The sequence below is a fragment of the Achromobacter sp. JD-1 genome (assembly GCF_038594925.1).
GTDB lineage: Bacteria > Pseudomonadota > Gammaproteobacteria > Burkholderiales > Burkholderiaceae_B > Achromobacter > Achromobacter spanius_C.
This window is the reverse complement of sequence record NZ_JBCGCS010000006.1, coordinates 85,582-108,863: the sequence shown is the minus strand read 5'-3', so window position 1 is coordinate 108,863 and position 23,282 is coordinate 85,582. Positions and strand designations below refer to the sequence as shown.

At 63.9% G+C, this 23,282-nt stretch carries 21 protein-coding genes; 10 read left to right on the top strand and 11 right to left on the bottom strand.

Annotated elements, in window-relative coordinates:
• Positions 1-3: 3 nt before the first annotated feature.
• Positions 4-1,290 (bottom strand): MFS transporter, encoded by a 1,287-nt coding sequence (locus tag WBR68_RS11645; protein ID WP_230694316.1) that lies wholly within the window; start codon positions 1,288-1,290, stop codon positions 4-6.
• Complete coding sequence (locus tag WBR68_RS11640; protein ID WP_230694315.1) at positions 1,287-2,729, bottom strand: amidase; 1,443 nt, start codon at positions 2,727-2,729, stop codon at positions 1,287-1,289. Before WBR68_RS11640 ends, WBR68_RS11645 begins: the two co-directional genes overlap by 4 nt.
• Before the next feature lie 140 nt (positions 2,730-2,869).
• Here WBR68_RS11640 and gcvA point away from each other — a divergent pair, with 140 nt between their 5' ends.
• The gene (gcvA, locus tag WBR68_RS11635) at positions 2,870-3,778 is read left to right on the top strand and encodes a transcriptional regulator GcvA (protein ID WP_230694314.1); all 909 of its coding nucleotides are present in this window, start codon (positions 2,870-2,872) and stop codon (positions 3,776-3,778) included.
• 6 nt (positions 3,779-3,784) lie between these two features.
• On the opposite strand, the gene WBR68_RS11630 is transcribed toward gcvA, so the two are convergent.
• On the bottom strand, positions 3,785-4,690 hold the full coding sequence (locus WBR68_RS11630) for a LysR substrate-binding domain-containing protein (RefSeq protein WP_127184414.1): 906 nt from the start codon (positions 4,688-4,690) through the stop codon (positions 3,785-3,787).
• Positions 4,691-4,855: 165 nt separating this feature from the next.
• Here WBR68_RS11630 and WBR68_RS11625 point away from each other — a divergent pair, with 165 nt between their 5' ends.
• Both WBR68_RS11625 and WBR68_RS11620 read left to right on the top strand, forming a co-directional pair.
• On the top strand, positions 4,856-5,383 hold the full coding sequence (locus tag WBR68_RS11625; RefSeq protein ID WP_230694313.1) for a sugar ABC transporter: 528 nt from the start codon (positions 4,856-4,858) through the stop codon (positions 5,381-5,383).
• Positions 5,384-5,489: 106 nt separating this feature from the next.
• Positions 5,490-6,335 (top strand): MBL fold metallo-hydrolase, encoded by an 846-nt coding sequence (locus tag WBR68_RS11620; protein WP_230694312.1) that lies wholly within the window; start codon positions 5,490-5,492, stop codon positions 6,333-6,335.
• Positions 6,336-6,403: 68 nt separating this feature from the next.
• Here the strand turns inward: WBR68_RS11620 and WBR68_RS11615 are convergent, their stop codons facing one another.
• Both WBR68_RS11615 and WBR68_RS11610 read right to left on the bottom strand, forming a co-directional pair.
• The gene (locus WBR68_RS11615) at positions 6,404-7,018 is read right to left on the bottom strand and encodes a hypothetical protein (RefSeq protein WP_230694310.1); all 615 of its coding nucleotides are present in this window, start codon (positions 7,016-7,018) and stop codon (positions 6,404-6,406) included.
• Positions 7,019-7,064: 46 nt separating this feature from the next.
• On the bottom strand, positions 7,065-7,457 hold the full coding sequence (locus WBR68_RS11610; RefSeq protein ID WP_050449469.1) for a VOC family protein: 393 nt from the start codon (positions 7,455-7,457) through the stop codon (positions 7,065-7,067).
• A 214-nt stretch (positions 7,458-7,671) separates the two neighbouring features.
• Between WBR68_RS11610 and WBR68_RS11605 the strand changes: the two genes are divergently transcribed.
• Complete coding sequence (locus WBR68_RS11605; protein ID WP_230694309.1) at positions 7,672-9,357, top strand: sensor domain-containing diguanylate cyclase; 1,686 nt, start codon at positions 7,672-7,674, stop codon at positions 9,355-9,357.
• Positions 9,358-9,373: 16 nt separating this feature from the next.
• Here the strand turns inward: WBR68_RS11605 and WBR68_RS11600 are convergent, their stop codons facing one another.
• Entirely contained in the window at positions 9,374-10,276 is a 903-nt protein-coding gene (locus WBR68_RS11600) for a LysR family transcriptional regulator (protein WP_230694308.1), read from the bottom strand.
• 98 nt (positions 10,277-10,374) lie between these two features.
• Between WBR68_RS11600 and WBR68_RS11595 the strand changes: the two genes are divergently transcribed.
• The 5 genes from WBR68_RS11595 (at position 10,375) to WBR68_RS11575 (ending at position 16,632) form a co-directional block, all read left to right on the top strand.
• On the top strand, positions 10,375-11,472 hold the full coding sequence (locus tag WBR68_RS11595) for a mandelate racemase/muconate lactonizing enzyme family protein (protein ID WP_230694307.1): 1,098 nt from the start codon (positions 10,375-10,377) through the stop codon (positions 11,470-11,472).
• Between the two features lie 59 nt (positions 11,473-11,531).
• A complete protein-coding gene (locus WBR68_RS11590; RefSeq protein WP_230694306.1) occupies positions 11,532-12,524 on the top strand; it encodes a Bug family tripartite tricarboxylate transporter substrate binding protein in 993 nt (330 codons plus the stop codon).
• A 92-nt stretch (positions 12,525-12,616) separates the two neighbouring features.
• Entirely contained in the window at positions 12,617-13,129 is a 513-nt protein-coding gene (locus tag WBR68_RS11585) for a sigma-70 family RNA polymerase sigma factor (protein ID WP_230694305.1), read from the top strand.
• Positions 13,126-14,091 (top strand): FecR domain-containing protein, encoded by a 966-nt coding sequence (locus WBR68_RS11580; protein ID WP_230694304.1) that lies wholly within the window; start codon positions 13,126-13,128, stop codon positions 14,089-14,091. The genes WBR68_RS11585 and WBR68_RS11580 overlap by 4 nt, the downstream gene beginning before the upstream one ends.
• 84 nt (positions 14,092-14,175) lie before the next feature.
• Positions 14,176-16,632, top strand: coding sequence for a TonB-dependent siderophore receptor (locus WBR68_RS11575; protein WP_230694303.1), 2,457 nt, complete (start codon positions 14,176-14,178; stop codon positions 16,630-16,632).
• A gap of 99 nt (positions 16,633-16,731) precedes the next feature.
• Here the strand turns inward: WBR68_RS11575 and WBR68_RS11570 are convergent, their stop codons facing one another.
• The 5 genes from WBR68_RS11570 to WBR68_RS11550 all read right to left on the bottom strand — a co-directional run bounded on the left by WBR68_RS11570 (position 16,732) and on the right by WBR68_RS11550 (position 21,611).
• Entirely contained in the window at positions 16,732-17,715 is a 984-nt protein-coding gene (locus tag WBR68_RS11570; RefSeq protein WP_230694302.1) for a Bug family tripartite tricarboxylate transporter substrate binding protein, read from the bottom strand.
• An 87-nt stretch (positions 17,716-17,802) separates the two neighbouring features.
• The gene (locus tag WBR68_RS11565) at positions 17,803-18,654 is read right to left on the bottom strand and encodes an enoyl-CoA hydratase-related protein (RefSeq protein WP_230694301.1); all 852 of its coding nucleotides are present in this window, start codon (positions 18,652-18,654) and stop codon (positions 17,803-17,805) included.
• 17 nt (positions 18,655-18,671) lie between these two features.
• Positions 18,672-19,889 (bottom strand): CaiB/BaiF CoA transferase family protein, encoded by a 1,218-nt coding sequence (locus tag WBR68_RS11560; protein WP_230694299.1) that lies wholly within the window; start codon positions 19,887-19,889, stop codon positions 18,672-18,674.
• 148 nt (positions 19,890-20,037) lie between these two features.
• Positions 20,038-20,922, bottom strand: coding sequence for a LysR substrate-binding domain-containing protein (locus tag WBR68_RS11555; RefSeq protein WP_230694297.1), 885 nt, complete (start codon positions 20,920-20,922; stop codon positions 20,038-20,040).
• Positions 20,923-20,924: 2 nt separating this feature from the next.
• Positions 20,925-21,611 (bottom strand): LytR/AlgR family response regulator transcription factor, encoded by a 687-nt coding sequence (locus tag WBR68_RS11550; RefSeq protein ID WP_230694295.1) that lies wholly within the window; start codon positions 21,609-21,611, stop codon positions 20,925-20,927.
• A gap of 166 nt (positions 21,612-21,777) precedes the next feature.
• Between WBR68_RS11550 and WBR68_RS11545 the strand changes: the two genes are divergently transcribed.
• The gene (locus tag WBR68_RS11545) at positions 21,778-22,857 is read left to right on the top strand and encodes a sensor histidine kinase (protein WP_230694293.1); all 1,080 of its coding nucleotides are present in this window, start codon (positions 21,778-21,780) and stop codon (positions 22,855-22,857) included.
• Positions 22,858-23,282 lie beyond the last annotated feature (425 nt).

Sequence of the window (23,282 nt, the reverse complement as noted above, 5' to 3'; positions counted from 1 at the left end):
CTATTACTTAGATTGCGCGGGCGGGTGCCAACGCGGCGTGCGCGCAACATGCTGCGTTTTGTCCAAACTGGTTATTGCCGCCGCCAGCGCGCTGCCCACAACCGCCGCGGCAATCGGCAGCCCGTAGCTGCCGCTTAAATCGTAGGCATATCCCGCCGCAACCGGCCCGACCAAGGTGCCAAGCGCCACGCTGGTATACAGCGCCCCAATAATCCCGCTGATATGGCGGCCACCAAAAGCGTCCATCACGACCGCCGGCAGCAGCGCTACCCAGCCGCCATAGCACACGCCAAACACCAAGGCGAATAACGCCAGCGTCCAAAACTGGCTGCAAGCGCCCCAGGCTGCCAGCGTGGCGGCGATTCCACCGTACATGGCCGCCAGCGCGTTGCGCCTGCCAATGCGATCCGCCAGCGGACCCAGGCAGAACCGGCCAGCCGTGCTGCCCACGCCGATCAGGCTAAGCAGCAGCACGGCCAGTTCGGGCTTTACACCGTGGTCCATTGCGTAGGGCACCAAATGCACGAACGGCACAAAGACGCCAAACGCGCAGACCAGGCAGGCGGCATATAGCTTGGCGAAAGGCTTGCTGCGGACGGCGTCCCGTACCGACAGGCCTTCGGGCGCTGGCGTGCTTGCTGACGTCGGGGCCGGTGGCTCGCCATCTGGCGTCAGACCCCGGTCCAGCGGCGAGTTTTCCACCCAACGCGATGCGGCGACACCCAGCACCGCTACGCCCACGGCCAACGCAAGATAGGCGCTTCGCCATCCCCACAGCCCGATCAGCGCCGCAGCCAGTGGCGGCATCAGCAGCGTGCCCACCCCGATGCCGCTGACCGCCAGCCCCGACGCCAGCCCGCGCCGCCGCTGAAACCAGCGCTGCACCGCGCCCACCACCGGCACATACGAACATCCCACACCCAGGCCCACGCCCAGCCCATAAGCCAGATAGATCTGCGTCATGTTCTGTGCGGCGGCGGCGAGCAGCAGTCCCAAGGCCAGCAGTAGCATTCCCGTCAGCGCCAACGCTCTTGATCCGTATCGGTCGGCCAACGGCCCGCTGAATACACCGAATCCAAAGTACAGGCATCCCGCCAGCGAGAACACCAGCGACACCGCCCCGCGCGAGGCGCCGAAGTCGCGTTGCAAGGCATCGACAAACGAGCTGAAGGAATAGGCGCTGCCGAAGCCCAGCAAGGTAATGGCGAAGGCGGCGGCCACGACGAACCACCCATGAAAAATTCGGCCATGGGTGGACGGCGTTGCGGTCTGTGGTGGGGGCATCGTCATGCTTGCGCCTTGGTGGTGGGCCTGCGCAGATGCCAGGGCGTGGCGGCCTGGAAGGCGGCGCCCAGGGTAAACAAGCTCATCTCGGCCAAATGCGCCGCCACCAGTTGAACGCCCATCGGCATGCCGGCACTGCACTGGCCCGCCGGCAGCGTCAAGCAGGGGTGTCCCGTCATGTCGAATACGCAGGTGTAGCGCTGAAGCGCCGCAATCAGTTCGGGCTGCTCGCCTAGCGTGCTGATGGTGTGCAAGGTCAGCGGCGGCATTGGCTGCACGGGTGTCAGCAGCGCGTCGATGCCGACGAAGAGGGCGTCGACTTTGCCGCGCAGCGCCATGCGGCGCAGCAACAGGCGCTGATAGTCCAGGCCAGACAAGGCGTGGCCCGCATCCAGCACCGCCGCCAGGACGGGGCCATACTCCGCGCGGCGCGACGGGTAGGTATCGGCATGGGCCACCGCGGCTTCCACCGCGCAAATGGGCGCCCAGTCGAGTACCGCCTGTTCGGCGTCCGCAATCGGAAATTGCACCGGGACCAGTGTCGCGCCCAAGTCCTGGAACGTCTGCGCGGCCGAGGCCAGCATGCGCTGTGTTTGCGCGTCGACGTGGCTGCCGTTCCAATCGGAATCGATGCCAATCCGCAGGCCGTGCAGAGAGCTGGTGGCGTGTTGCGTGTAGCGCGGCACGGGCGCCTGCAACGCGGTCGGGTCCAGCGGATCGGCGCCCGCCATGGTTTCCAGCATGACGGCGGCATCTTGCGCGCTGCGCGCGATGACGCCGATGTGGTCCAACGATGCGGCCAGCTCTAGGGTGCCGTGCCGGCTGACGCGGCCCCAGGTCGGCTTGATGCCGGTCAAGCCGGTGGCGGCGCAGGGCCAGCGGACGGATCCCCCGGTATCCGACGCCGTCGCCGCAAAGCAAAGCCCGGCCGCCGTGGCTACCGCGGAGCCGCTGGACGAGATGCCGGTCCAGTAGTCCGCGTTCCAAGGGTTGCGCGGTGGCGTGATGCTTGGGTGGTGATCGGAGTACGCGCCCTCGGTCATCTGCAACTGTCCCAGCAGGACCGCGCCCGCGTCGCGCAGGCGGCGGACAACGGTGGCGTCATGCGTGGCGGGCGCGTGGCGATGGAGCGTCATGCCGGCGGCGGCGGGTACGTTTTTCTGGCGGCACAGGTCTTTCAGCGCAATAGGAATGCCGTGCAGCGGGCCGCGATATCGCCCCGCGCGTATCTCGGCTTCCGCGTCGCGTGCGGCTTGCAGGGCCAGGTCGGGCGTTAGGCAAGCGTAGCTGTGCAGTGCGCCGTCGCGGGCTTCGATGCGTTGCAATTGGCGGTGGGTCAGTTCAACCGGCGATACGTCGCGGGCTTGGATCAAGCTTGCGACATAGGTCAGGTCCTGGTCCAGCAGGTCGGCGTCGGCAAGGTGTGTAGTGATGGTCTCATTCATATAGTTAAGCTATTCCCGGATGAATCGATGTTTCGCAATAATCCGGGTAAATTAGCGGCAATAAGCCAATGCAACAAACCCTGTTTTCTATTGAATTCAGATTAGTAAAACTATTCTGAATAATGCCGCGATGAACGCTCATGACCCCGTCACGACTGCCCCCGCTTAATGCGCTGCGCGCGTTTGACGCCGCCGCCCGCCATCAGTCCATGAAGGCCGCGGCGGAAGAACTGTGCGTAACGCCCGGCGCGGTCAGCCAGTTGATCAAGACCTTGGAACAGCACCTGGGCGTGGCGCTCTTTGTGCGAGTGAACCGGGGCATTCTGTTGACCGATGCCGGCAAGAATTACTTGCCCCCCATTCGCAATGCGTTTCGTCAGATTCTGGATGCCTCGGCACGCATCGCGGCGCCGCCGGCAAGCCGCGTGCTGACGGTGGGCACCACCACTTTTTTTGCTTCGGCCTGGTTGATTCCTCGTCTGAACGACTTTCACGCGCGCCATCCCGACATTGACTTGCAAGTGGTGACCAACAACGCGTTGACGGATTTTTCACGCGACGGCGTGGATATCGCCATCCGGCATGGGCTGGGCCGCTACCCGGGCCTGCAAAGCGAACACCTGTTGACGGTGAGCGTCGTGCCGGTGGCATCGGCCAGCCTGGTCGCCTCGTTGGGCATGCCGGCGAATGCGCAAGACCTGCTGCGCTGGCCGCGCGTGCATGACGAAAAGCGCAGTGGCTGGCAGCTTTGGTTTGCGGCGCAGGGCGTCGAAGATGCAGGCATGCCCAGGGGGCCGGCGTTCGACGACGGCAGCCTGCTCTTGAAGGCGGTCGCCGCCGGGCAGGGCGCGGGGCTGCTGCCGGTGGCAATGGTGGAAGACGAGCTTGCCACGGGGCGGCTGGTCCGCTTGGAGGACGATGCCTGGCTGGAGGACTTTGGCTACTACCTGGTCTGGCCGGGCAGGGGGCCGATGGCGGACAAGGTGCGCGCGTTCCGCGATTGGTTGCGGGCGCCTCGTGATTCAGGGGGCGGTTTCCACGTTAAGTGATGCACGTCAGGCGCTGAACGACGACGCCACGCCCTGCGCTTCGTGAAGCATCCATTTTGCAAATGCCTGTAGTGGCGCTTCACTCAACGTGATCGGCTCGGGAAGTACAAGGCAGAAGTGCTTGGCAATCGCTTTGCTGTCCGGCCAAGGCGCGACCAGACGGCCTTGTTCAAGCTCTGCCTCGATGTAAAGACGCGGCACCAGCGCGACCCCCAGGCCGGCTACCGCCGCCGCGATCAGCATGGAATGCAGATCGTAGCGCGCGCCTACCGCCGAATTCGTCAACTCGATGCCGGCCTCTTGAGCGTAACGCTGCCATGCGTCCGGGTTTTGCCGCCTGTGAAGGCGTGGCAGCTCGTCCAGCGACGTGTTGGCACCCGCTTCCGCCAGCAGGGCCGGGCTACAGACGGGCACCAGCACTTCCTCCAGCAGGTGATGCAAGTGCATTCCCGCCCATGCCGGATGCTCAAAATGGATGGCCGCGTCGAAACCACTACCCGCAAGAATGAAGGGTTCCATACGCTCGGTGATATGCACGGTGATGTTGGGATGCGCGTTTTGAAAGCGCTTCAGCCGAGGGATAAGCCAGCGGGTGGCGAAGGTGGGAATAGCGGCGATATCAATCGTCCCGCCTTCGGTGGGCTGCCCCATCACATAAAGGCTGTCTCGCTCAAGGCGATTCAGGATCTCGCGCACTTGCAGCGCGTATCGCATGCCGTTGGGTGCAAGCCGTACCCGATTCCCCACGCGCTCAAAGAGTGCGACGCCTAAAAACGCCTCCAGGCGACCGATCTGACGACTGATCGCGCCCTCGGTCAGCGCCAATTCCTGGGCCGCGCGGGCAAAGCTGCCGTGTCGCGCCGCTGCCTCGAATGCCAGAAGCGCGGAGTTACTGGGAATCTTACGTCGCATGGGGGCTCGTTGATGGGGGCGCGCTTGAAGCAGCTTGAGTCAATGTCACTGAAGGCTGATTTTATATCGCTATATACACGATAGAGGCGCGTTTAGCATGACCTTACTGCAATGAAATGGGTTTGAGTGCCGAAAGCGCCTAGCCCGTGACGAAGGATTTTCCTGATGATCTATACCGTGGAATGCAGCTTCGCTGATCCCAATAGCGAAGCCGAATGGAACGACTTCTACAGTGCTGAAAAACTACCCGCCCTTATCTCGGTCAAGGGCTTTCACACGTCGCAGCGCTTCAAGGCGTTAAGCGTTGGTTGCCCGATCTACCTGGCCCTGCACACGATTGACGGCCCGGATGTTCTGACGGGCGACGAATACCGCCAGAAGGGCGGCGGCAATTTCGCAAGGTGGCAACAGCACATCACCGACTGGCACCGAAATCTGTACGGAGATATTGGCCATGCGCCAGCGGTCAGTAAGGACGAACTCCTTGTGCTGTGTGCAAGCGGCGCCGAACCTCTGATCCAGATGGGCCTTACCCCCTTGGCCATGCGAGCCGTTGCGCTCGAGAAGTTTCCGGAGCGACGTTGGCTGGGCAAACTGCCTCGGCGACAAGCTCGGTTAATCGAGCGCTTGTCTGAAGACGTTCACTTGTATGCGCCGATGACGGAACAACTGACAAGTTGCCGCAGCGCGTAAACCAACGCCATCACGCGCTGTGCTGATTGAAAGGCGCGCATCCGTTGTTCGGTTATGCAGCGCTGAATATTCAAGCCCGATACTACAAAGTCCACCGGAGAAATTTGTGTCCGCCAATCCATTTCCAAGCCAGCAAGCCGGGGATTTCACGGTTACCGCCCTCAGCGACGGCTACCTAGCCGCCAGCCTGGACTTGCTCTCGAATATCGAGCTGGGCGAGGCCTGCAGAATGCAAAATGCCGCGGGCCAGAACGAGCCGACCGCTGTCCATATCAATGCCTACTTGGTCCGCGGTGCGGGGCGCACCATGCTTATCGACGGCGGGGCGGGAGGGATTAAACAATGGGGTGGCCGGCTGCTATCGAATTTATCGCTGGCTGGCGTCGAACCCTCGGACGTCGACACCCTCCTGCTTACACACGCCCATCCCGATCACGTCGGTGGGCTGGTGGACGCAGCCGGACAAATCGTCTTTCCAAATGCGCAGCTTGTGGCGCATCAGCGCGAGCTTGCCTTCTGGCAGGATGACGGAAATTTAAGTCGTGCCAGCGAGCGCGCGCGCGGCAACTTCCTGATCGCGCGTAGAGTATTCGACGGCTACCGAAACATGCTCCGCACTTTCGAGGAAGGCGAGGTGGTTTCCGGTATCAGAGCCTTGCCACTACCGGGGCACACGGATGGACATTCCGGATATCTTTTCGAATCCTCCGATCAGAGCCTGCTTGTTTGGGGAGATATTGTTCATTTTCCCCACATCCAGATTGAACGGCCGGATGTTTCGATTGCCTTTGATCAGAATCCTTCCCTTGCCGCCGCCACGCGATCCCGGCTGTTGGACATGGTCAGTTCAGAGAAACTCTTGATCGCCGGCATGCATTTGGGGGAACTTGGCTTCGCGCGAATAAAACAAAGCCGCGGGCGCTACGGCCTGGTGTATGAGACCGAGGCATGAAGCCCCCCAAGCGCTGACCCGTCCTACGTGGACGCGCGGAAAACTCCATATGCGGGCGCCTTGCGCCGTCAATCCCTGTGCGCCAGCGCTTGGATAAAACCGCTGCACAACAGATGGTCGTAGCTGTATTCGGCACGAGGGCTGGCACAGTTCACGCTGCTGGCGGGCAGGGCCAGCGCGGTCAGCGTCAGCGCAGCCATGAACATGATCCCGGCGAGCTTGGGTAGCGCGGACGCCAGGAACTGCCGTCTGCGGTCGCGCGGCAGGCGGCGGATGGGTTGGTTCAGGTCGAAGGCGTCTTGAAGCCGGCGCGCACGATCGCTGAGCAGGAGTTGGCGCCATTGCATGCTGGCGATGCAGAAGATCACCGGGAAGAAAAAGCCCAGGATGAGCGCTACGACGCCGCGGTTGCCAATGATATTCAATTGCCCCAACGCGGCGACGCCGGCGATGCTTGCCAGCGACAGCGTCGCAATCAATGTTGCCACTGCTCGTTCCGCCGCGACCTCATTTTCCTGGGCCTTCGTCCACAGCTCAAACCGGCGCGGTTCCCAAAACATGGCGGGATCCTCGGGAAGCGCCGGATCTCGCTCGTCATCCTGTCGAAGGTAAACGCTGAGTTTGCCCAGGCCGTAGGCGACGATGCCTACAATGATTGCCGTCATTTGTACTGCAAGCGTCATGTTGGAACCCTGAAAAGTTGTCTGTCCGGGGGCGAAGCGTTAATCCTCAGCCTTGCACCGGCGTGCACAGTTCCACCAGCGTGCCGTCAGGGCAGCGCAGGTACGACACCACTTGCCCCCACGGCTTGGCGGTCGGCGCGCTGAGTTCCGTTGCGCCCAACGACAAGGCCTTGGCGTGGGCGGCGGCAACATCGTCCGTCACAAAGCCGACCTCCATGCCCAACGGCTTGGGCGACGCTGACGCTTCGATGTGCCCCGTGGCGAAGTTCATTGCAGCCAGTTCATGCGCGGCGAACGATAGCGTGGTGGCGCCGGTATCAAGTTCTCCGTACGTTTTGGATTCGTGCAGGAATCGCACCGGAAAGCCAAAGGCGGCTTCAAAAAAAGACAACGACGCCGCCACGTCAGGCACGTAAACGATGGTGTATCCAAATTTCATGAGGTGTCCTTGAAAGCCAGGGTTGCGCGCCGACAAACAGGTCGGCGTTGATCGTGGGCATGATACGTGGGCGTTGCGGGGTGCCGACGTACTTGCGACCGCCCGGCCACAAGAATCCCAAAAAGCCCACGCAATTGTAGTGAGGAATGTGACAAAATGTCAGGCACGTTCCGTCCGGCTGTACCGGTGAATTCCGTATTGATCAGGTTCTGAAATGACCGTTATCGGTGATCCGTACCTAATCCAACCCCCTGGCGATGGCTCGGGCGGCGCGCAATGCAAACCCGACGGTTCTCTGGACCGGCTCGTGCGTCTTGCCCGGCGCGTGTTTGGTGTGGACATGGCAATCCTGGCAGGCACCGACGTCGATGGCGAATGGCAGGTGGCGGATGGCACACCGCCCGCGAGCTCGCTGCCCTGGTCCATCGAATGCCCGGTGCGCGCCGCCGACGAGCGCCTGCTGGGCAGCTTGCGGCTGCTGCACGGGCAGGCGCGCGATGTCACCGAGGAAGACAGCCAGGCCCTGACGGACCTGGCCGGCCTGGCGGCTGCGGCCATTGAACAGCGCCATATGCGGTTGAGCGAGCGCGCCGACGAAGACACCTGGCGCGAAGAAGCCCGAAAACTGTCGCTGGCCATCGCGGGTAGTGGCACGGGTGTTTGGGACCGCAACGTGGTGACAGGCGAGATCACCTATTCGCCCGGCTGGAAGGCCTTGCTTGGCTATTCCGAATCAGAACTCACGACGCGTATCGAAGACGCCTACAACCGCCTGCATCCGGACGACCTGGACTACGTGCGCGCCGCCATGCAGGACCATTTCGACGGCAAGACCGACAGCTACGAAGTCGAACACCGCATCCGTTGCAAGGACGGCAGCTACAAGTGGATCTGCAGCCGTGGCAAGGTGATCAGCCGGGACCCAGCGGGCAGGGCGCTGCGGATGATGGGCACAACCACCGACATCAGCGCGGTGCGCGCCATGTCCGAGCGGCTCAAGCGCACGGCGGACCTGGTCGTCAACCTGACCGACGCCGTGCCCGGCCTGGTCTTCCAGTGTCGGGCGGTGCCCGAGGGTGGCTCGTGGTTTTCGTATGTCAGCGCGGGCATCCGGGACATGTTCGAGCTTACCGCCCATGACGTGCTCGCCAGCACCACCGCGATCGAACAACGCATTCATCCCGAGGACCTGGCCGCCTATCGCGCATCGCTGCATGCGGCGGCGGCCGCGCTGACGCCGTGGCACCTGGAGTTCCGCGTCTGCCTGCCGGTGCAGGGCCTGCGGTGGCGGCAGGGGGCCGCCAGCCCGCGCCTCGACGCTGACAATGGCGTGGTGTGGCACGGGTTCGTCACGGACATCACTGACCGCAAGCGCGCTGAATTCGAATTGCGCGAGCTCGCCGCCACGGACGCGCTGACGACCCTGCCCAACCGCCGCCACTTCATGTCGCACATCGCGGCCGAGCTCACGCGGATCAAGGGACGGGGCGGCCTGGGTTCGGCGGTGCTGATGTGCGACCTGGACCACTTCAAGCACATCAACGACACCTGGGGGCACGCTATCGGCGATGGCGTGCTTCAGCATTTTGCGCACATGCTGCGCGCGCAGTTGCGCGATACCGACCTGGTGGGGCGCATCGGCGGCGAGGAGTTCGCCGTCGTGCTGCCCGATACCGACATCGAAAGCGCGCACCTGTTCGCCCGGAACGTGCAGCGCCAGATGGCTGACACGCCGTATCTGTTGGGCGAGCGGCACATACCGCTGACGGTCAGCATCGGCATTTCCACATTGCATACCAACGACGACGACGCCGAACTGGCGCTTAGCCGCAGCGACCGTGCGCTGTATTACGCCAAGCAACGGGGGCGCAATCGGATCGAATCGGTGGGGTTCAGATAGAACAACCCGGCACACCCTACCTCCGCGCCAACCACATGCGCGCTTGTTCCGCCAACCCCTGCTGCAACAACTGCGCTGGCCCACTCATGGCGCGGTCGCGCGACCACACCACGGCAAGGACCGGGTCTTCCAAAGGCAGCAAATGCCGCGCCACCAATCCCTGGCGCTCCGCATACTGCGCGCCAAGACTTTCGACGATGGCCACGCCCAAGCCTTGCGCCGCCAGTGCGCAGGCCGCCGATGATTGCGCCACTTCTATGATGGGGCGATACGGCAGCCCCCGCGACTCCAGCGCCTGACGCGTTGCGCGGCCGGCGGGCAGGGCGGGGGCCAGCACGATCGGGCCAGCGTTGGCGACTTCTTCCAGCGTCAGCGCCGACTGCCGCGCCCAGGGATGATCTTGCGCCATGACCGCATGCAGGCTTAACGGCGCCGGCCGCAAGCTGCTGACGCGGTCGATGTCGGACGGTGCGCCGATGATGATGCCCAGATCAATGCGATGGTCGACCGCCATTTCGATGATCTCCAGCGCGGTGCCGGCGCGAACGGTTACCGCCACCGCCGGGTGGGCCTGTCGCATGGCGGCTAGCGCCGGAGGCAGCAGACTGGATGCCGCTATCGCCACCGCGCCCACGTCCAACCGCGCCAGCGCGCCTTGCCGGATATCGACGGCGAGCCGGTCGACGGCTTCGATGCCGGCCAGTGCGTTGAGCACCTCGGGTATCAGCGCACGGCCCTGGCTGGTGAGGTGCAGCCGGCGGTTCTCGCGGCTGAACAATGCGAAGCCCAAGCGGGTTTCCATGTCACGCAACAGCGCGCTGGCGGCGGGCTGGGTCATGTTGACCGACGCCGCGGCGGCGGTGACGGTGTCGTGCCGATACATGGCGCGCAGCAGCAGGAGTTCTCGCCGGTTGAGCATATGAATTTCATATGAAAATAGTCAATTCAGCTATTTGACCATATGAATAAGGCGCCGCCAGAATAGCCGGATCGCATTCTGCTTCTTCAGCTATCGCCATGCCCGCCAACACTATCGTTTCCGTCACCTGCATCCCCCTGCGCCTGCCGTTCCATCACTGGAGCCCGTCGCCGCTGTTCGCCGGCCGGCCGCGCAACAAGCTGGACAGCGCGCTGGTGCGTGTGCAGACGGAAGACGGCACGGTGGCCTGGGGCGAGTCGTATTGCGTGGAGCCGCGCGCCTTGGTCGCAATTTTTGAAACCCTGATCGCACCGCTGGCTTGCGGACGCGACGCGGATGACGACACCTTGCTGCCGGGCATGCAGCGCACGCTGCATAACCTGGGGCGGTCCGGTCCCGTGGTGCATGCGTTGGCCGGCCTGGACATCGCGCTGTGGGACCTGCGCGCCAAGCGGGCGGGCGTGCCCTTGCATCAGTTACTGGGCGGCAAGCGCCGCGAGCGCGTGCGCGTCTATGCGTCGCTGCTTCAGTACTACGGCAATGCCGAGCGCCTGGACGCGGTGACGACGCGCGCCATGAACGAAGGCTATACCGAGATCAAGCTGCACGAGCGCACCGGCGATGCGCTGGCCGCCGTGCGCCGCAGCACGGGGGCGGGCGTGCCCATCATGGTGGACACCAACTGCGCCTGGTTGCCTGGCGAAGCCGAAGCCGCCATCGCCGCCATGCGCCCGCATGACCCGTTCTGGATCGAAGAGCCGCTGTGGCCGCCGGAGGACGACCGCGCGCTGGCCCGCTTGAAGCGAGCCTGCGGCGTGCCGCTGGCCGTGGGCGAGAACGCCAGCAGCGTCACCGACCTGGAACGGGTGGTGGACAACGAAGCCGCGCGGTACGTGCAGCCCAGCGTCATCAAACTGGGCTTGACCGGCGCGTGGCGCATCGCGCAGAAGTGCGCGGGAACGAACGTTGTCTGCGCGCCTCAGGTGGCATTTTTTGGACCGGGCTATCTGGCCAGCCTGCACCTGATCGCGGCGCAGCAGGCCGAGGTATCGCTGGAACGCCTATACGTGGAACTGGCCCACGTGCCTTATGGGCGCAGCGTGCCCATTGAAAACGGTTGGGTGACCGTGCCGGACGGGCCCGGGCTGGGCGCCGACCCGGAAGCGGAACTTGCCGAAGGCCGGTTCAGCGCCTGACACGACGACAACGCGAGCCCAAAGAGGCCGCATCAAAACATAAACCTGGAGACAACAACATGCACCCATCGCGCAGAGCGTTCTTGATCAACGGCACGGCCATGGCAGTGGGCGCGGCCGCGTTGCCCTGGAGCTTCGCGGCACGCGCCGCGCAGTATCCGGACAAGGCGGTGCGCTTGTACATTCCCTATCCGCCGGGCGCGGCGACCGACACGCTGGGCCGCATGGCGGGCCAGGTGTACGCCGAGGCGCTGGGCCAGCCCTTCGTGGTTGAGAACCGGGGCGGGGGCGGCACCACGATCGGCACGCGCGCGTTGGCGGTGTCGGCGCCGGACGGCTACACCATCGGCATGGTCGACTCCACGTTCACGATCAACCCCGCGCTGTTGGGCGATCGCCAGCCTTACGACGCGATCAAGGACTTTGCGCCGATCTCGCTGATGGCGACCGCGCCGTTCGTGATGGTGGTGCATCCGTCCGTCAAGGCCACCGACGTTGCCGCTTTTGTTGCGCTGGCCAAGGCGCAGCCGGGCACGCTGTCGTTCGGGTCGGCGGGGGTGGGCAGCGGTCCGCATCTGGCGGGCGAGCAACTGCGACAGCAGGCGGGCGTGGACGTGCTGCACGTGCCGTATCGCGGCGGCGGCACCGTCATCACCGACCTGCTGGGTGGCCAGGTGCAATTCGCCTTCGCCACGGTTCCCACGCTGCTGGAACATATCAAGGCGGGGCGCCTGCGGGCCTTGGCGGTCACGAGTCCCAAGCGCGTCAGCCAGTTGCCGGACGTGCCGACGTTTGCCGAGGCGGGTCTGCCGGGCGTGGACATCTCGCCGCTGTTCGGCCTGGTGGCGCCTGCGGGCGTGCCGGAACCGATCATCGAGCGGCTGTCGAAAACGCTGGCCGATTCCGTGCGCAACGGCGCGCTGCGCGACAAGCTGGCGGGCTTGGGTTTTCAGCCGGTGGGCAGCACCCCGGCAGAATTCGCGCAGCGGATAAAGGACGATGTGGCGAAGTGGACGGGCGTGATTCAGCGCGGGGGGATCAAGGCGGAGTAGGGCTTGCGGGCGGCTGGTGGCGATTGTCTTGGAGGGCGATCCACGTTATAAATGAGTGTTATTCCTATTAACATGCCTGTCGCCCACCCTCCATGGATTCACCCGCGAACCAGAACGTCCACCGGCTTTACGCGGAACACCATGATTGGTTGCTGGGCTGGCTGATCCGGCGCGTGAACAATCGCGCCGACGCCGCCGATCTGACGCAGGACACCTTCTGCCGCGTACTGACGTCGGCCACCTCCACCCCCATCGCCGAACCTCGTGCCTACCTGCTGACGTTGGCGCGCCGGCTGACCATCGACTTGTGGCGGGCGCGTGACGTTGAAGCGCGCTACCTGGAAGCGCTGGCGCACGAGCAGGAACCGGTGGCCGTGTCGCCCGAAACGCTGCTCATGCTCAAGCAAGCCGTCATGGAAATCGATGCCTTGCTCGACGGCCTGCCCGTGCCGGTGAAGCATGCGTTCCTGCTGAACCGCCTTGACGGCATGACCCATCCCGCCATCGCGCAAACGATGGGTGTGTCGCTGGCCACGGTCGAGCGGCATGTGAAACGGGCATTCCTGCATTGTCTTGCCGCGCGGCGCGCGGCGGATTCCCGATGAATACGCCACCCGCAGGCGACGCGCTGACGGAGCGCGCGGTCGACTGGATTGTCTTGCTGACGTCGGGGCACGCCTGCGACCACGATCGCCAGCGCTTCGAGCACTGGCTCGCCAGCCATCCGGACCACGCGCGTGCGTGGGCTGAAGTAGACGGCTTGATGCGCCAGCCCCTTTCCCGGCTACGCGCGGCCGCGGGCGATGCGCCCGGCCCGGCGCGTGCCGCCCGCGCCACCTTGCTGCAAACCAGCGGTCTGGATCGGCGCCGGGTGCTGAAGCTTGCGATGCTGGTGGGCGGCATCGCCACCGGCGCGCTAGTCACCGACCGCTACATTCCGCTGGCCGGCCTGTCCGCCAGTTACGCCACACGGACCGGCAAGCGTCAGACCTACGCGCTGGCCGACGGCTCTGTGCTGACGTTGAACGCGCGCTCGGCTGTCGACGTGCATTACGACGACGCGCAGCGCACTGTCGTACTGCGCCAAGGCGGCCTGTACGCCGAGGCGCGCGCCGGCGACCGGCCCTTCGTGGTGCGTACTCACCACGGCGACGTATCCGCCCACTCGACCCGGCTGGCGGTCAGCCAGTTCGACGACTACGCCGTCGCCAGCGCGATTGAGCATTCGTTGCTTGTGCGCCCGGCGCGCGGCGATCCCATGGCCTTGCCGCAGTCCGCTACGGCGGCCTTCGATCAGGACCGCGCTTGGGCACGCAAGGATGGCGCGCAGGATGCCTGGCGAAACGGCATCCTGAGTGTGCGCGACGCGCGGCTGGACGAGGTCGTGGCTCAGGTGCGGGCGTATCAGCCCGGCCTGATACGGGTCTCGCAAAGGGCTGCCGCGTTGCGGGTGTTCGGTGTTTTTCCGCTGGACGATCCGGACCGGACACTCTTGGCGCTGAGCCAAACGCTGCCGATCCGGATGCAGCGCTTTGGGCCGTGGCTGACGCTTCTGGATGCGGCATGACAGGGCAATGAGGGGATTGGAGGCCGGTAGCCGTCATGACTAATGACGCAACCGAATTCTCTATCCGAAAAACCTCCCGCAACTATGAAATTTCCCCTGACTACCGCCGCGACGCTTGTCGCCGGCGCACTGAACGCCTGCCTGATGGCTCCCTGCGCATATGCCCAGAACGCTCCCGTGGGCGTCGGGCAGCGGGCCGCCGTTGCCTATGACCTGCCCGCCGGCCCGTTGACCGACACCCTGAGCCGGATCTCGTTGCAAAGCGGTCAAACCATCTCCGCGGGCGCGGAGCTGGTGGCTGGCCGGCAAGCCGCGCCGGTGCGCGGCGTGCTGAGCGCGGAGGGGGCGGCCCGGCAGGCGCTGGCGGGAACCGGCCTGGAGCTTGTCGTGACAAGCGCTGGCGTGCTTACCGTGCGCCCGCTGCCCGCCGTGGGCGTGGTGACGTCGCTTGAACCCGTCCTGGTCAGTGCCAGTGCCATCATCCCGCCCAGCGAAGGCACCGGTTCCTACACAATCCCCGAGTCCACCTCGGCTACCCGAATGAGGCTGACGATGCGAGAAACGCCGCAGTCAGTCAGCGTCATCACACGCCAGCAAATGGACGACCAGGGCATCGTCAACGTGGCGCAGGCGCTCGAGCAGACGCCGGGTATTACGGTCAGCCAGGACAACTCCGAGGGTTACAGCTTTTACTCGCGCGGCTTTCAGCTGTCGAATTTCCAGTTCGACGGCCTTCCCAGCCTGTCCAGCGACGGCGGCAACGTCCGCGATAACTACAGCATCACGAACTCGGTCATCTATGACCGCATCGAAGTGCTGAAGGGCGCCACGGGCCTGGTCAACGGGGCAGGCTATCCCTCGGGCGTGGTCAACTTCATTCGCAAGCGTCCCACCCAGGAATTCCAGGGCAGCCTGTCGGCGGGAGCCGGTTCCTGGGACCGCTACCGCAGCGAAGTCGATCTGGGTGGCCCGTTGAGCGAAAGCGGCAAGCTGCGAGGCCGCGTCGTGGGCGCCGCCGAGACCCACGGCAGCTTCATGGACCATGCAAAAGGCAAGGAGTCCATCGGCTACGGCATCCTCGAAGCCGACCTGTCGCCCCGCACCACCGCGTCGTTCGGCGTGGACTACCAACAGAACCGGAATGACGGCACCACCAACACCCACCTGCCTTCGCTGTTTTCGGACGGCTCGCAAGTGACGTTCTCGCGTTCGACCAACCCGGCCGACAAATGGGCATGGCGCAACCAGGACACCACGCGCCTGTTCGCGGACATCAGCCACAGGCTGGACAACGGTTGGAACTTCAAGCTGGCCGCCGCGCACCGGGACTACAAATCGCGCGAGCTGATTTCGGGCATGGGCAGCGCGACGGTGGACGTGGTTGACCACAGCGTAAGCCACGGGTTCTATCCCGGCGGCGCCGCGCGTTTTGACACGGACTCGCGAGAAAACAGTATCGACTTCCAGGCGTCTGGCCCCTACACGCTGTTTGGCCGTCAGCACGACTTGGTGGTCGGCTACAACGCGGCGCGCACGCACGCGCAATCCCGCCGCGAGGACGGTGACACCGACCTGTGGATCGATGATGCGTTCAACTGGAACAACAACGCCACGGAGCCCGGCTCGTACGCCTGGTGGCTGACGCAAGACATGCAGGTCAATCAGAAGATCCTGTATGCCGCGACCGTGCTGCATCCGACAGACCGCTTTGCGTTCATCCTCGGCGGCCGGCTGACGAACTATTCCTGGAGCCAGGACATCCGGTATGCGAACGGCCGCTACGTTGGCTACTCGACGAACGTGAGTAGAAAGCTCATTCCCTACACGGGGGTTACCTACGATCTGGATGCGAACCACACGGTGTACGCCAGCTACACCGACGTGTTCAAGCCCCAGGCCTACAACTTCGATGCGAACAACCGCCAGCTTGACCCGCTGACGGGCAAGAGCATCGAGCTTGGCGCCAAGGGCGAGTATCTGGACGGGCGCTTGAATGCCAGCGTCGCGCTGTTCCAGCTCAAGCAGGACAACGTTGCCGAACCCGACCCCAGTGGTGCCTCGACGCCCACCGGCGGCGCGGCTTATATCGCGGTGCCGGGCGTAACCACGCGCGGCCTTGAACTGGAAGTCTCCGGCGAAGTGTTGCCGGGCTGGCAAGTGAACGCGGGCTACACCTACAGCCGTTCGCGCGACCGCGACGGCCAGCGCGTCAGCACCACACAACCCGAGCATCTCTTCAAGCTGGCGACGGCCTATCGCCTGCGGGGTGACTGGCACCGCCTGACCGTGGGCGGAAACGTGCACTGGCAAGGCAATACCTACTTCACGCAGGAAGTAGACGCGCGTAACCATCGCTTCACCCAGGGCACTTACGCCGTTTTTGGTCTGATGGCGGGATATGACTTCAGCAAGGACTTGCGCCTGACGGTGAACGTGAACAACGTGCTGGACAAGCACTATTACTCGGGCATGGGCAACTACAACTCGGTCTTCTACGGTGCACCGCGCAACGTGTTCGCGCAGTTGCGCTACAAGTTCTGATCCGGCTCAATGATGTGCTGGATGGCCTGGAAGCGGCTGATGGGGCCATTCAAAGATGGCCCGGCGCGCACGCCGATTCGGTGCATGCCCCATACGCAGCTATTCCGGCTTGATGCCTGCCGCCTTGATGACTCGGCCCCATTTCTGAAGCTCGGTAGCCTGAAACGCGTTTAGCTCGGCGGAGGTCGTTGTCCATGCCTGGGTTGCTGAGTTCCGAAAGAACGCTTGCGCGCCCTCGCTGGCTACGGCTTCGATCAATAACTGCCTTAGCTTCGCATCCGTCGGCGCGGGTGTGCCGACGGGTACGTAGGCGGCGAACCAATAGCCCATGTCATAGCCTTTGATGCCGGCCTCGTCCAGGGTAGATACATCCGGCAGTTGGGGCAGGCGTTCCTGGGTTGATGCGCCAAGCGGGCGCAGTTTGCCTGCTTCGATCTGCGACAAACCCGTTACGGTGTCGATCACCATCATGTCGATGTGCCCACCCAGCAGATCGTTCAGCGCATTGGGATTGCTGTTGTAGCCGACCCAGACGATATCCGTGCCGGTCAGTTGCTTGAGCATTTCGCCCGCGATGCGGCTGGACGAATTGCCGCTGCCGAAGCTCAGTTTGCCGGGGGCTTGCTTGGCCGCGCGAATCAGGTCATCGACAGTGCGATAAGGCGAGTCGGCCTTCACCACCAGAACCAGGCCGCCGCGTCCCAATCCTGTCAGTGGGGTGAAATCCGCGGCTGGGTCATACGGGAGCGTTTTGAAAAGATGGGGGTTGGCGGCCTGCGTGGTGTTGGTGGTGATCAACACCGTGTAGCCGTCGGGGGCGGCTCGGGCAACGTGATGCGCGGCGATCATGCCGCTTGCGCCTGGGCGGTTTTCCACAACGACGGCTTGCCCCGTCTGCTGTGTCAGCGACGCTGACAATGCGCGTGCCAGCAGGTCGGTTGCGCTGCCTGCGCCGAATGGCACGACAAATGTCACGGGCTTTTCCGGGTAGCCGCCCGCCTGTGCCGATGCGGTCCAGGCAAGGCCAAGCACGGCCAGCACCGAGGCCGCCAGGCGGACGATAGAAGTGATGATGGGATTCATGATGTTTGTCTCCTGTAGTTAGTTGGTGCGGGCGTCATTGGCCTGCACGCTTCGTATGCCAGCTTCCTGAGTGCGCGCTCAACGCGCTCAAGCGGGCTGACTAGCAAGATCGCGGCGGTCGCGCTGCGCGAGAAACTCGCGGACAACGGCCTTGTGCTCATCCCCGCACAGCAAAATCGCCTGCAGGGCGGCAGCGTTCTCCAGCGCCATCGGCAAGGTCGACTCGGCGGCATCCAATACCAGACGCTTGGCCATGCGCAAGGCTTGGGGCGGGTTCGACGCAATGCGCCGGGCCAAGGCGGCGCTTGTCTCGTCCAAGGCTTCCGGCGCCACCACGCGGGACACCATGCCCAGTTGCAACGCGGTCGACGCGTCGATGAATTCGCTGGTCAGCGTCAACTCCAGGGCCTTTGCCGTCCCCACGATGCGGGTCAAGAACCAGGCGCCGCCTATGCCGGACACCAGGCCCAGCCGCAGGAAGCTTTCGGCAAACGTCGCGCGTTCGCTGGCCACGCGCAGGTCGCACATAAGCGCCAGGTCGCAGCCGGCGCCGACCGCCGCCCCGTTGACCGCCGCAATTGACGGCATCTGCAATGCTTGCAAGGCGTGGGTGATTCGATGCAGGGTGGATTTCAGCCTGGTGCGGACCTCGGTGGCCGAGCCCTGCATCAAGTCGGATCCTCGCTCCATGTCTTTTACATTGCCGCCCGTGCAGAAGTGCTTGCCTGTGGCGCGCAGCAATACGCAATGCACGTTTGATAGCGAGTTGGCCTGCTCCAGGGCCTCGGCAAGCGCCTCGGCCATGCGTACCGACATGGCATTGCCTGTGTTCGGGTCGTTGAGGCTCAAGGTGAGCACGCCGTCGGCGATGTCTTGCTGGATCAATACCTCGTCCGGAACAGAGGCGCCGGCTTCGGCGATGGATGCATTGGATGTCATCGGAGTTTCCTTGGCTTTCAGGTAGAAAATGGCTCGGGCATTCCCAGGACGCCGCTACCGAACATGGCTTCTATCTCTGCTGGGTCATAGCCGCATTCGTTCAGGATCTGGCGGCTGTGCTGGCCCAGCGTTGGCGCGGCCGTGTTGGGGTCATGCGCGCTGGTTGCGTGAGCGGGCCCGGGCGCGAAGCCCGGCATGCGCACTTTTCCGGCAACAGGATGGTCAACCCAGCTGTCGATGCCGCTGGCCGCGTACGCTTGCGAGCGGACGACATCGTCGTAGTCCGCCACCGGCGCGCACAGGATGTCCGACTTGGCAAGCCGATTCACCCATTCGTCGGTGGCGCGCTGCCGAAACAAGGGCGTCAACGCCTGGCGCAGCGCGTCGCGGTGCGCGACGCGGGATTCATTACTGGAAAAACGCGGATCATGTTCCAGTTCCCCGGCGCCCAATACGGCGCACAAGGCTTGCCAGCGCTTGGGATGGTAGGCGGCCACCATGATCCAGCCATCAAGGGTCTGGTAGGCCTCGTTGGGCGCGGCGTAGGGGGCGGCGCTGCCCGCCTTGGCGGGTGCGGTGTCCGAGGCAAAGTACGACGCGTAGCCGATCTGCTGCAGCATCAACGTTGCGTTGTACAGGCTGATGTCCAGGTATTCGCCTTGGCCGCTGCGTTGGGCTGCGTGGTATGCGGCCAGAATCGCGATCGTGGCCATATAGGCCGTGGTCATGTCGGCGACCGGCGTCGCGACTTTTACCGGCTCGCCGTCCGCGACCCCCAAGGTGCTCATCAAGCCGCTGGCGGCCTGGATGATGCCGTCCACGCCGGGCCGGCCACGCAGCGGGCCGGTTTGTCCGTACGCGGAAATGGAGCAATACACCAATCCGCGGTTGCTGTTGGCCAGCGTGTCGTAGTCCAGGCCAAACGCCTGCATGACGCCCGGACGGTAGTTTTCAACCACCACGTCCGCGCGGCTGACCAAGCGGCGCGCGACTTCGCGACCGCTGTCGGATTTCAGATCCAACGCGATGCCGCGCTTGTTGCGATTCACGCTCAAGTACACGGCGCTTTCGCCCGCGATCCAGGGCGGGCCGATCTGCCGGCCGAGTTCCCCGCCGGGGGGTTCGATCTTGATGACGTCCGCGCCCATGTCCGCAAGCATCATGGTGCAGACGGGTCCCGCGAGTACGTGCGAGAAATCCACGACCCGCAGGTCTCGCAAGCTACGTTTGAACATGTCCTGTCTCCTGCACGACACGGTCTGATGGGTGACCGTGTTCTCTTGTCATGCAGGCAGAATAGGTAGCAGCGCCAGACCCGGCAAACGACTTTATCGACCGGATGCTTTGACTTTTTGTAAAAGGGTCAATGCAGGCGCGCGGGGATCAAACGGCGACAAGGGTGGACAGCCAATCGCGGAACACACGCAACGCTCGGGATTGCGGCTTGCCCGTCGGCCAGGCGAAGTAATACGTGAAATCCTCGTGGTCGAGTATGCGATCCAGCGGCGCCACCAAGCTTCCGTCCGCCAGTTCTTTTTCGATCAGCGCCTTTTGGCCAATGGCGACGCCATGGCCTTCGATGGCTGCCTGGTAGGCAAGCAACGAGGTTTCGTACTTCATGCCTTGCGCGGGGTTGACGCTGCGCAAGCCTGCCGCGCGCAGCCATAGCATCCAGTCGTCGGGTCGCGCCATCGAATGCAGCAAGGTTTGTGTCGCCAACTGCCTTTTGTGCGTCAGCCCCAGCGTGGGGGCCGCCACGGGAATCAGCTCGTTGCGCACAAGCTGCAGCGTGCGCATTCCCGGCCAGCGGCCATCGCCCAGTTGTATGCCGGCGTCAATGTCTTCGCGCTGAAAATCCAGCGGCGCGAACGACGTCATGACTTGAACGTCGATGTCTTTATGCTTCTGATGAAAACTTGCCAGTCGCGGGATGAGCCAGCGTACGGCAAAGGTGGCGGGTGAGCGGATGCGCAGCGTATCCCGGCCCTGGCTGTTGCCGGCCACCGCCAGGGTGGCCTCACGCAGCGTTGCAAACAAAGGGATCAAATCCGACAGGTAGCGTGCGCCTGCCGGTGTCAGCGTCAGGCCGCCGCGTATGCGTAAAAACAGCGGCGTGCCCAGATAGTTTTCCAGCGCCCGGACCTGCCTGCTGACCGCCGCGGGTGTCACGCACAGTTCATCGGCTGCCTTGGAAATGCTCAGCAGGCGTCCCGTGGCTTCGAACGCCCGGGCGGGATTCAATGGCGGAAGCAAGTCGCGGCGCGCCATGGTTAGCTCCGCGCCACCGCGCGCCGCAGCCGTAGCGACGCGACGCGGCCCAGCACGATGGGTGCTACGCCGTTGCTGAAGCTCACTTCCGTTTGCGCGCCGGAAAGGGGCGACAACTGCGCGATGTGCTCAAGATTGATGATGATCGACCGGGACAAGGCGCAGAAAGGCGGGTAGGGCAGATGCGCGGCCAGGCGTTTGAGCGTGATGTGCATCAGCTCGTTGTCATTGGCGGCGCTGCACAGGCGGACGTAGTCGCCTTGCGCCTGCACAAGCGTCAGCCGTTCGACCTTGATGAGTTTGGTGCCGACCTTCGTTTTCATCGGCACGTAGCCAGTGGCGCGGGGCCGTAGCCGCGTCAGCGCCCGCGCAAGCCTGTCGGGGCTGACTGGCTTGAGCAGGTAATCGACCGCCGCGACGTCGAACGCGCGGGTGGCGTAGTCGTTGTGCGCGGTGACGAAGACCACGGTGGGCGCGGATTCCAGGCGGCTCAGAAGATCGAACCCGGTGCCGGAGGTCAGTTCGATATCCAGAAACAGGGCGTCTGGCGCATGGGCCTGGATCAGGTCGTGGGCTTGCTCAATGGTGGAGGCCTCGCCGGCGACGTCGATATTGGGCATGGCTTCGAGCAGCCGGCGCAGGTAGCGCCGTGCCGGGGCTTCATCGTCGACGATCAGCACACGTAGCATTTTCCTCTCAGGCGGCGGAGTGTGACGGGTATATTCTTCGGTTCGGCGATATCGTCGATTCCGATATCGCTTCGGTTTCGAACCGCCGGTAAATATAAGGCCATATGCGTTGTTCCGTGAACCCGTCGCGTTGCTTGAATATGGCTGTTACGAGAAGAGCGCGTCCATGATGTCGACATCACTCAGCCAGGGCCTTGGTCAAGGGGAATCGTCGCCGGGCTTCTGGCGCGCCCAGATCCTGGGATGGATTTTTCTTGCGATGGTCGGTTTTTTTATCCGGATGTCGCTGTTCGACAATGCGGCGGCGGCATTGTGGCTGACGCTTGTGATGGACTCGCTGGCGTTTGCGATGACCAGCACGGCCGCCGTGTTGCATGGACGTCGCGCGGGCAAGGCCGATTCGCCGGTCGTGGTGCTTGCCTGCGCCGTGCTGCTGTGCCTGGCTGCGGGGGCGCTGCTGGCGTCAATTGCCTACGCCATCCATCGGCTGTTGCCGCCAGGGGTCGTGCACCTGTTTCCCAGCCATGCCTACCGGTTGGGTTTGCTCTATTACATGGGCATCTTTTCGATTTGGACGCTGGTGTATTTCGGCGTGTCGGCCGAACTTGCCGCCCGCACCGAACGCATGTCCAAGATGAAGGCCGAGACCCGGTCCTTGCAACTGGAGCTTGAGCATCTGCGCTTGCAGATAGAGCCCCACTTTCTTTTCAATGCGCTCAACACGATCGTGGCCGAGATTGCCGAGCGCCCCGCCATTGCGGAAGAAATGACGCGCCGCCTGGCGGACTACCTGCGCTATTCGCTGGACCGTCGTGGGCGCGGCCTGTCCAGGCTGGAAGAAGAGATCGAGGCGGCTCAAGCCTACGTACGCATACAAGCCCTGCGCTTCGACACGCAGCTTGAATGCCAATGCCAGATCGACCCGGCCACGCTACAGATCAACCTGCCGCTGATGACCTTGCAAGGCCTTGCCGAAAACGCCATCAAGCACGGCATGCGGTCTGCGTGCGAGCGCTTTGTGATCCACATTCGTACCCGGCTCCAGGGCGACGAACTGATCATCCTGGTAGAAAACCCCGGCCGCTTGCAAGCCCCGGTTGATCTGGTCGGAAGCGGCGGTGGGCTAGGCAATCTTTGCCGCCGCCTTGAGTTGCGCTACGCCGGACGATACGCTTTTTCGCTGGATCAGCACGGTGACAGCACGGTCGCCGAGATCAGGCTGAGGGGCGCGCCGGATCCGCTGTAACTTGCTGGAAGCGTCCGCTCGCCCAGGCTTCACCGGCGACGCGGACGCCGCCAGATGGGTTACGCGCGATACAGCGCCGATAATCTTCTGCCCCGCGTCGCGCGCTGCACCCATCCTACAAATGCCGACCGTAGGATGGGTGCAGCGCGGCAAAATCGAAGCAAGAAATACGGCATAAGCCGCGCGGAACCCATCAGCAGCCGGGGCTCTGACGCGGACGCCGCCAGATGGGTTACGCGCGATACAGCATCAATAATCTTCTGCCCCGCACCGCGCGCTGCACCCATCCTACAAATGCCGACCGTAGGATGGGTGCAGCGCGGCAAAGTCGAAGCAAGAAATGCGGCATAAACCGCGCGTAACCCATGTGGCAGCGGAAGCCGCGGCTGGCTAGAAGTCGTTCTTTGACGCGTCATTCCGTCGGT

What these genes read in the sequence shown, in the direction of transcription:
- WBR68_RS11645 (WP_230694316.1), bottom strand. Translation starts at nt 1,290, where the DNA reads ATGACGATGCCCCCACCACAGACCGCAACGCCGTCCACCCATGGCCGA.
- WBR68_RS11640 (WP_230694315.1), bottom strand. Translation starts at nt 2,729, where the DNA reads ATGAATGAGACCATCACTACACACCTTGCCGACGCCGACCTGCTGGAC.
- gcvA (WP_230694314.1), top strand. Translation starts at nt 2,870, where the DNA reads ATGACCCCGTCACGACTGCCCCCGCTTAATGCGCTGCGCGCGTTTGAC.
- WBR68_RS11630 (WP_127184414.1), bottom strand. Translation starts at nt 4,690, where the DNA reads ATGCGACGTAAGATTCCCAGTAACTCCGCGCTTCTGGCATTCGAGGCA.
- WBR68_RS11625 (WP_230694313.1), top strand. Translation starts at nt 4,856, where the DNA reads ATGATCTATACCGTGGAATGCAGCTTCGCTGATCCCAATAGCGAAGCC.
- WBR68_RS11615 (WP_230694310.1), bottom strand. Translation starts at nt 7,018, where the DNA reads ATGACGCTTGCAGTACAAATGACGGCAATCATTGTAGGCATCGTCGCC.
- WBR68_RS11610 (WP_050449469.1), bottom strand. Translation starts at nt 7,457, where the DNA reads ATGAAATTTGGATACACCATCGTTTACGTGCCTGACGTGGCGGCGTCG.
- WBR68_RS11605 (WP_230694309.1), top strand. Translation starts at nt 7,672, where the DNA reads ATGACCGTTATCGGTGATCCGTACCTAATCCAACCCCCTGGCGATGGC.
- WBR68_RS11600 (WP_230694308.1), bottom strand. Translation starts at nt 10,276, where the DNA reads ATGCTCAACCGGCGAGAACTCCTGCTGCTGCGCGCCATGTATCGGCAC.
- WBR68_RS11595 (WP_230694307.1), top strand. Translation starts at nt 10,375, where the DNA reads ATGCCCGCCAACACTATCGTTTCCGTCACCTGCATCCCCCTGCGCCTG.
- WBR68_RS11590 (WP_230694306.1), top strand. Translation starts at nt 11,532, where the DNA reads ATGCACCCATCGCGCAGAGCGTTCTTGATCAACGGCACGGCCATGGCA.
- WBR68_RS11585 (WP_230694305.1), top strand. Translation starts at nt 12,617, where the DNA reads ATGGATTCACCCGCGAACCAGAACGTCCACCGGCTTTACGCGGAACAC.
- WBR68_RS11580 (WP_230694304.1), top strand. Translation starts at nt 13,126, where the DNA reads ATGAATACGCCACCCGCAGGCGACGCGCTGACGGAGCGCGCGGTCGAC.
- WBR68_RS11575 (WP_230694303.1), top strand. Translation starts at nt 14,176, where the DNA reads ATGAAATTTCCCCTGACTACCGCCGCGACGCTTGTCGCCGGCGCACTG.
- WBR68_RS11570 (WP_230694302.1), bottom strand. Translation starts at nt 17,715, where the DNA reads ATGAATCCCATCATCACTTCTATCGTCCGCCTGGCGGCCTCGGTGCTG.
- WBR68_RS11565 (WP_230694301.1), bottom strand. Translation starts at nt 18,654, where the DNA reads ATGACATCCAATGCATCCATCGCCGAAGCCGGCGCCTCTGTTCCGGAC.
- WBR68_RS11560 (WP_230694299.1), bottom strand. Translation starts at nt 19,889, where the DNA reads ATGTTCAAACGTAGCTTGCGAGACCTGCGGGTCGTGGATTTCTCGCAC.
- WBR68_RS11555 (WP_230694297.1), bottom strand. Translation starts at nt 20,922, where the DNA reads ATGGCGCGCCGCGACTTGCTTCCGCCATTGAATCCCGCCCGGGCGTTC.
- WBR68_RS11550 (WP_230694295.1), bottom strand. Translation starts at nt 21,611, where the DNA reads ATGCTACGTGTGCTGATCGTCGACGATGAAGCCCCGGCACGGCGCTAC.
- WBR68_RS11545 (WP_230694293.1), top strand. Translation starts at nt 21,778, where the DNA reads ATGATGTCGACATCACTCAGCCAGGGCCTTGGTCAAGGGGAATCGTCG.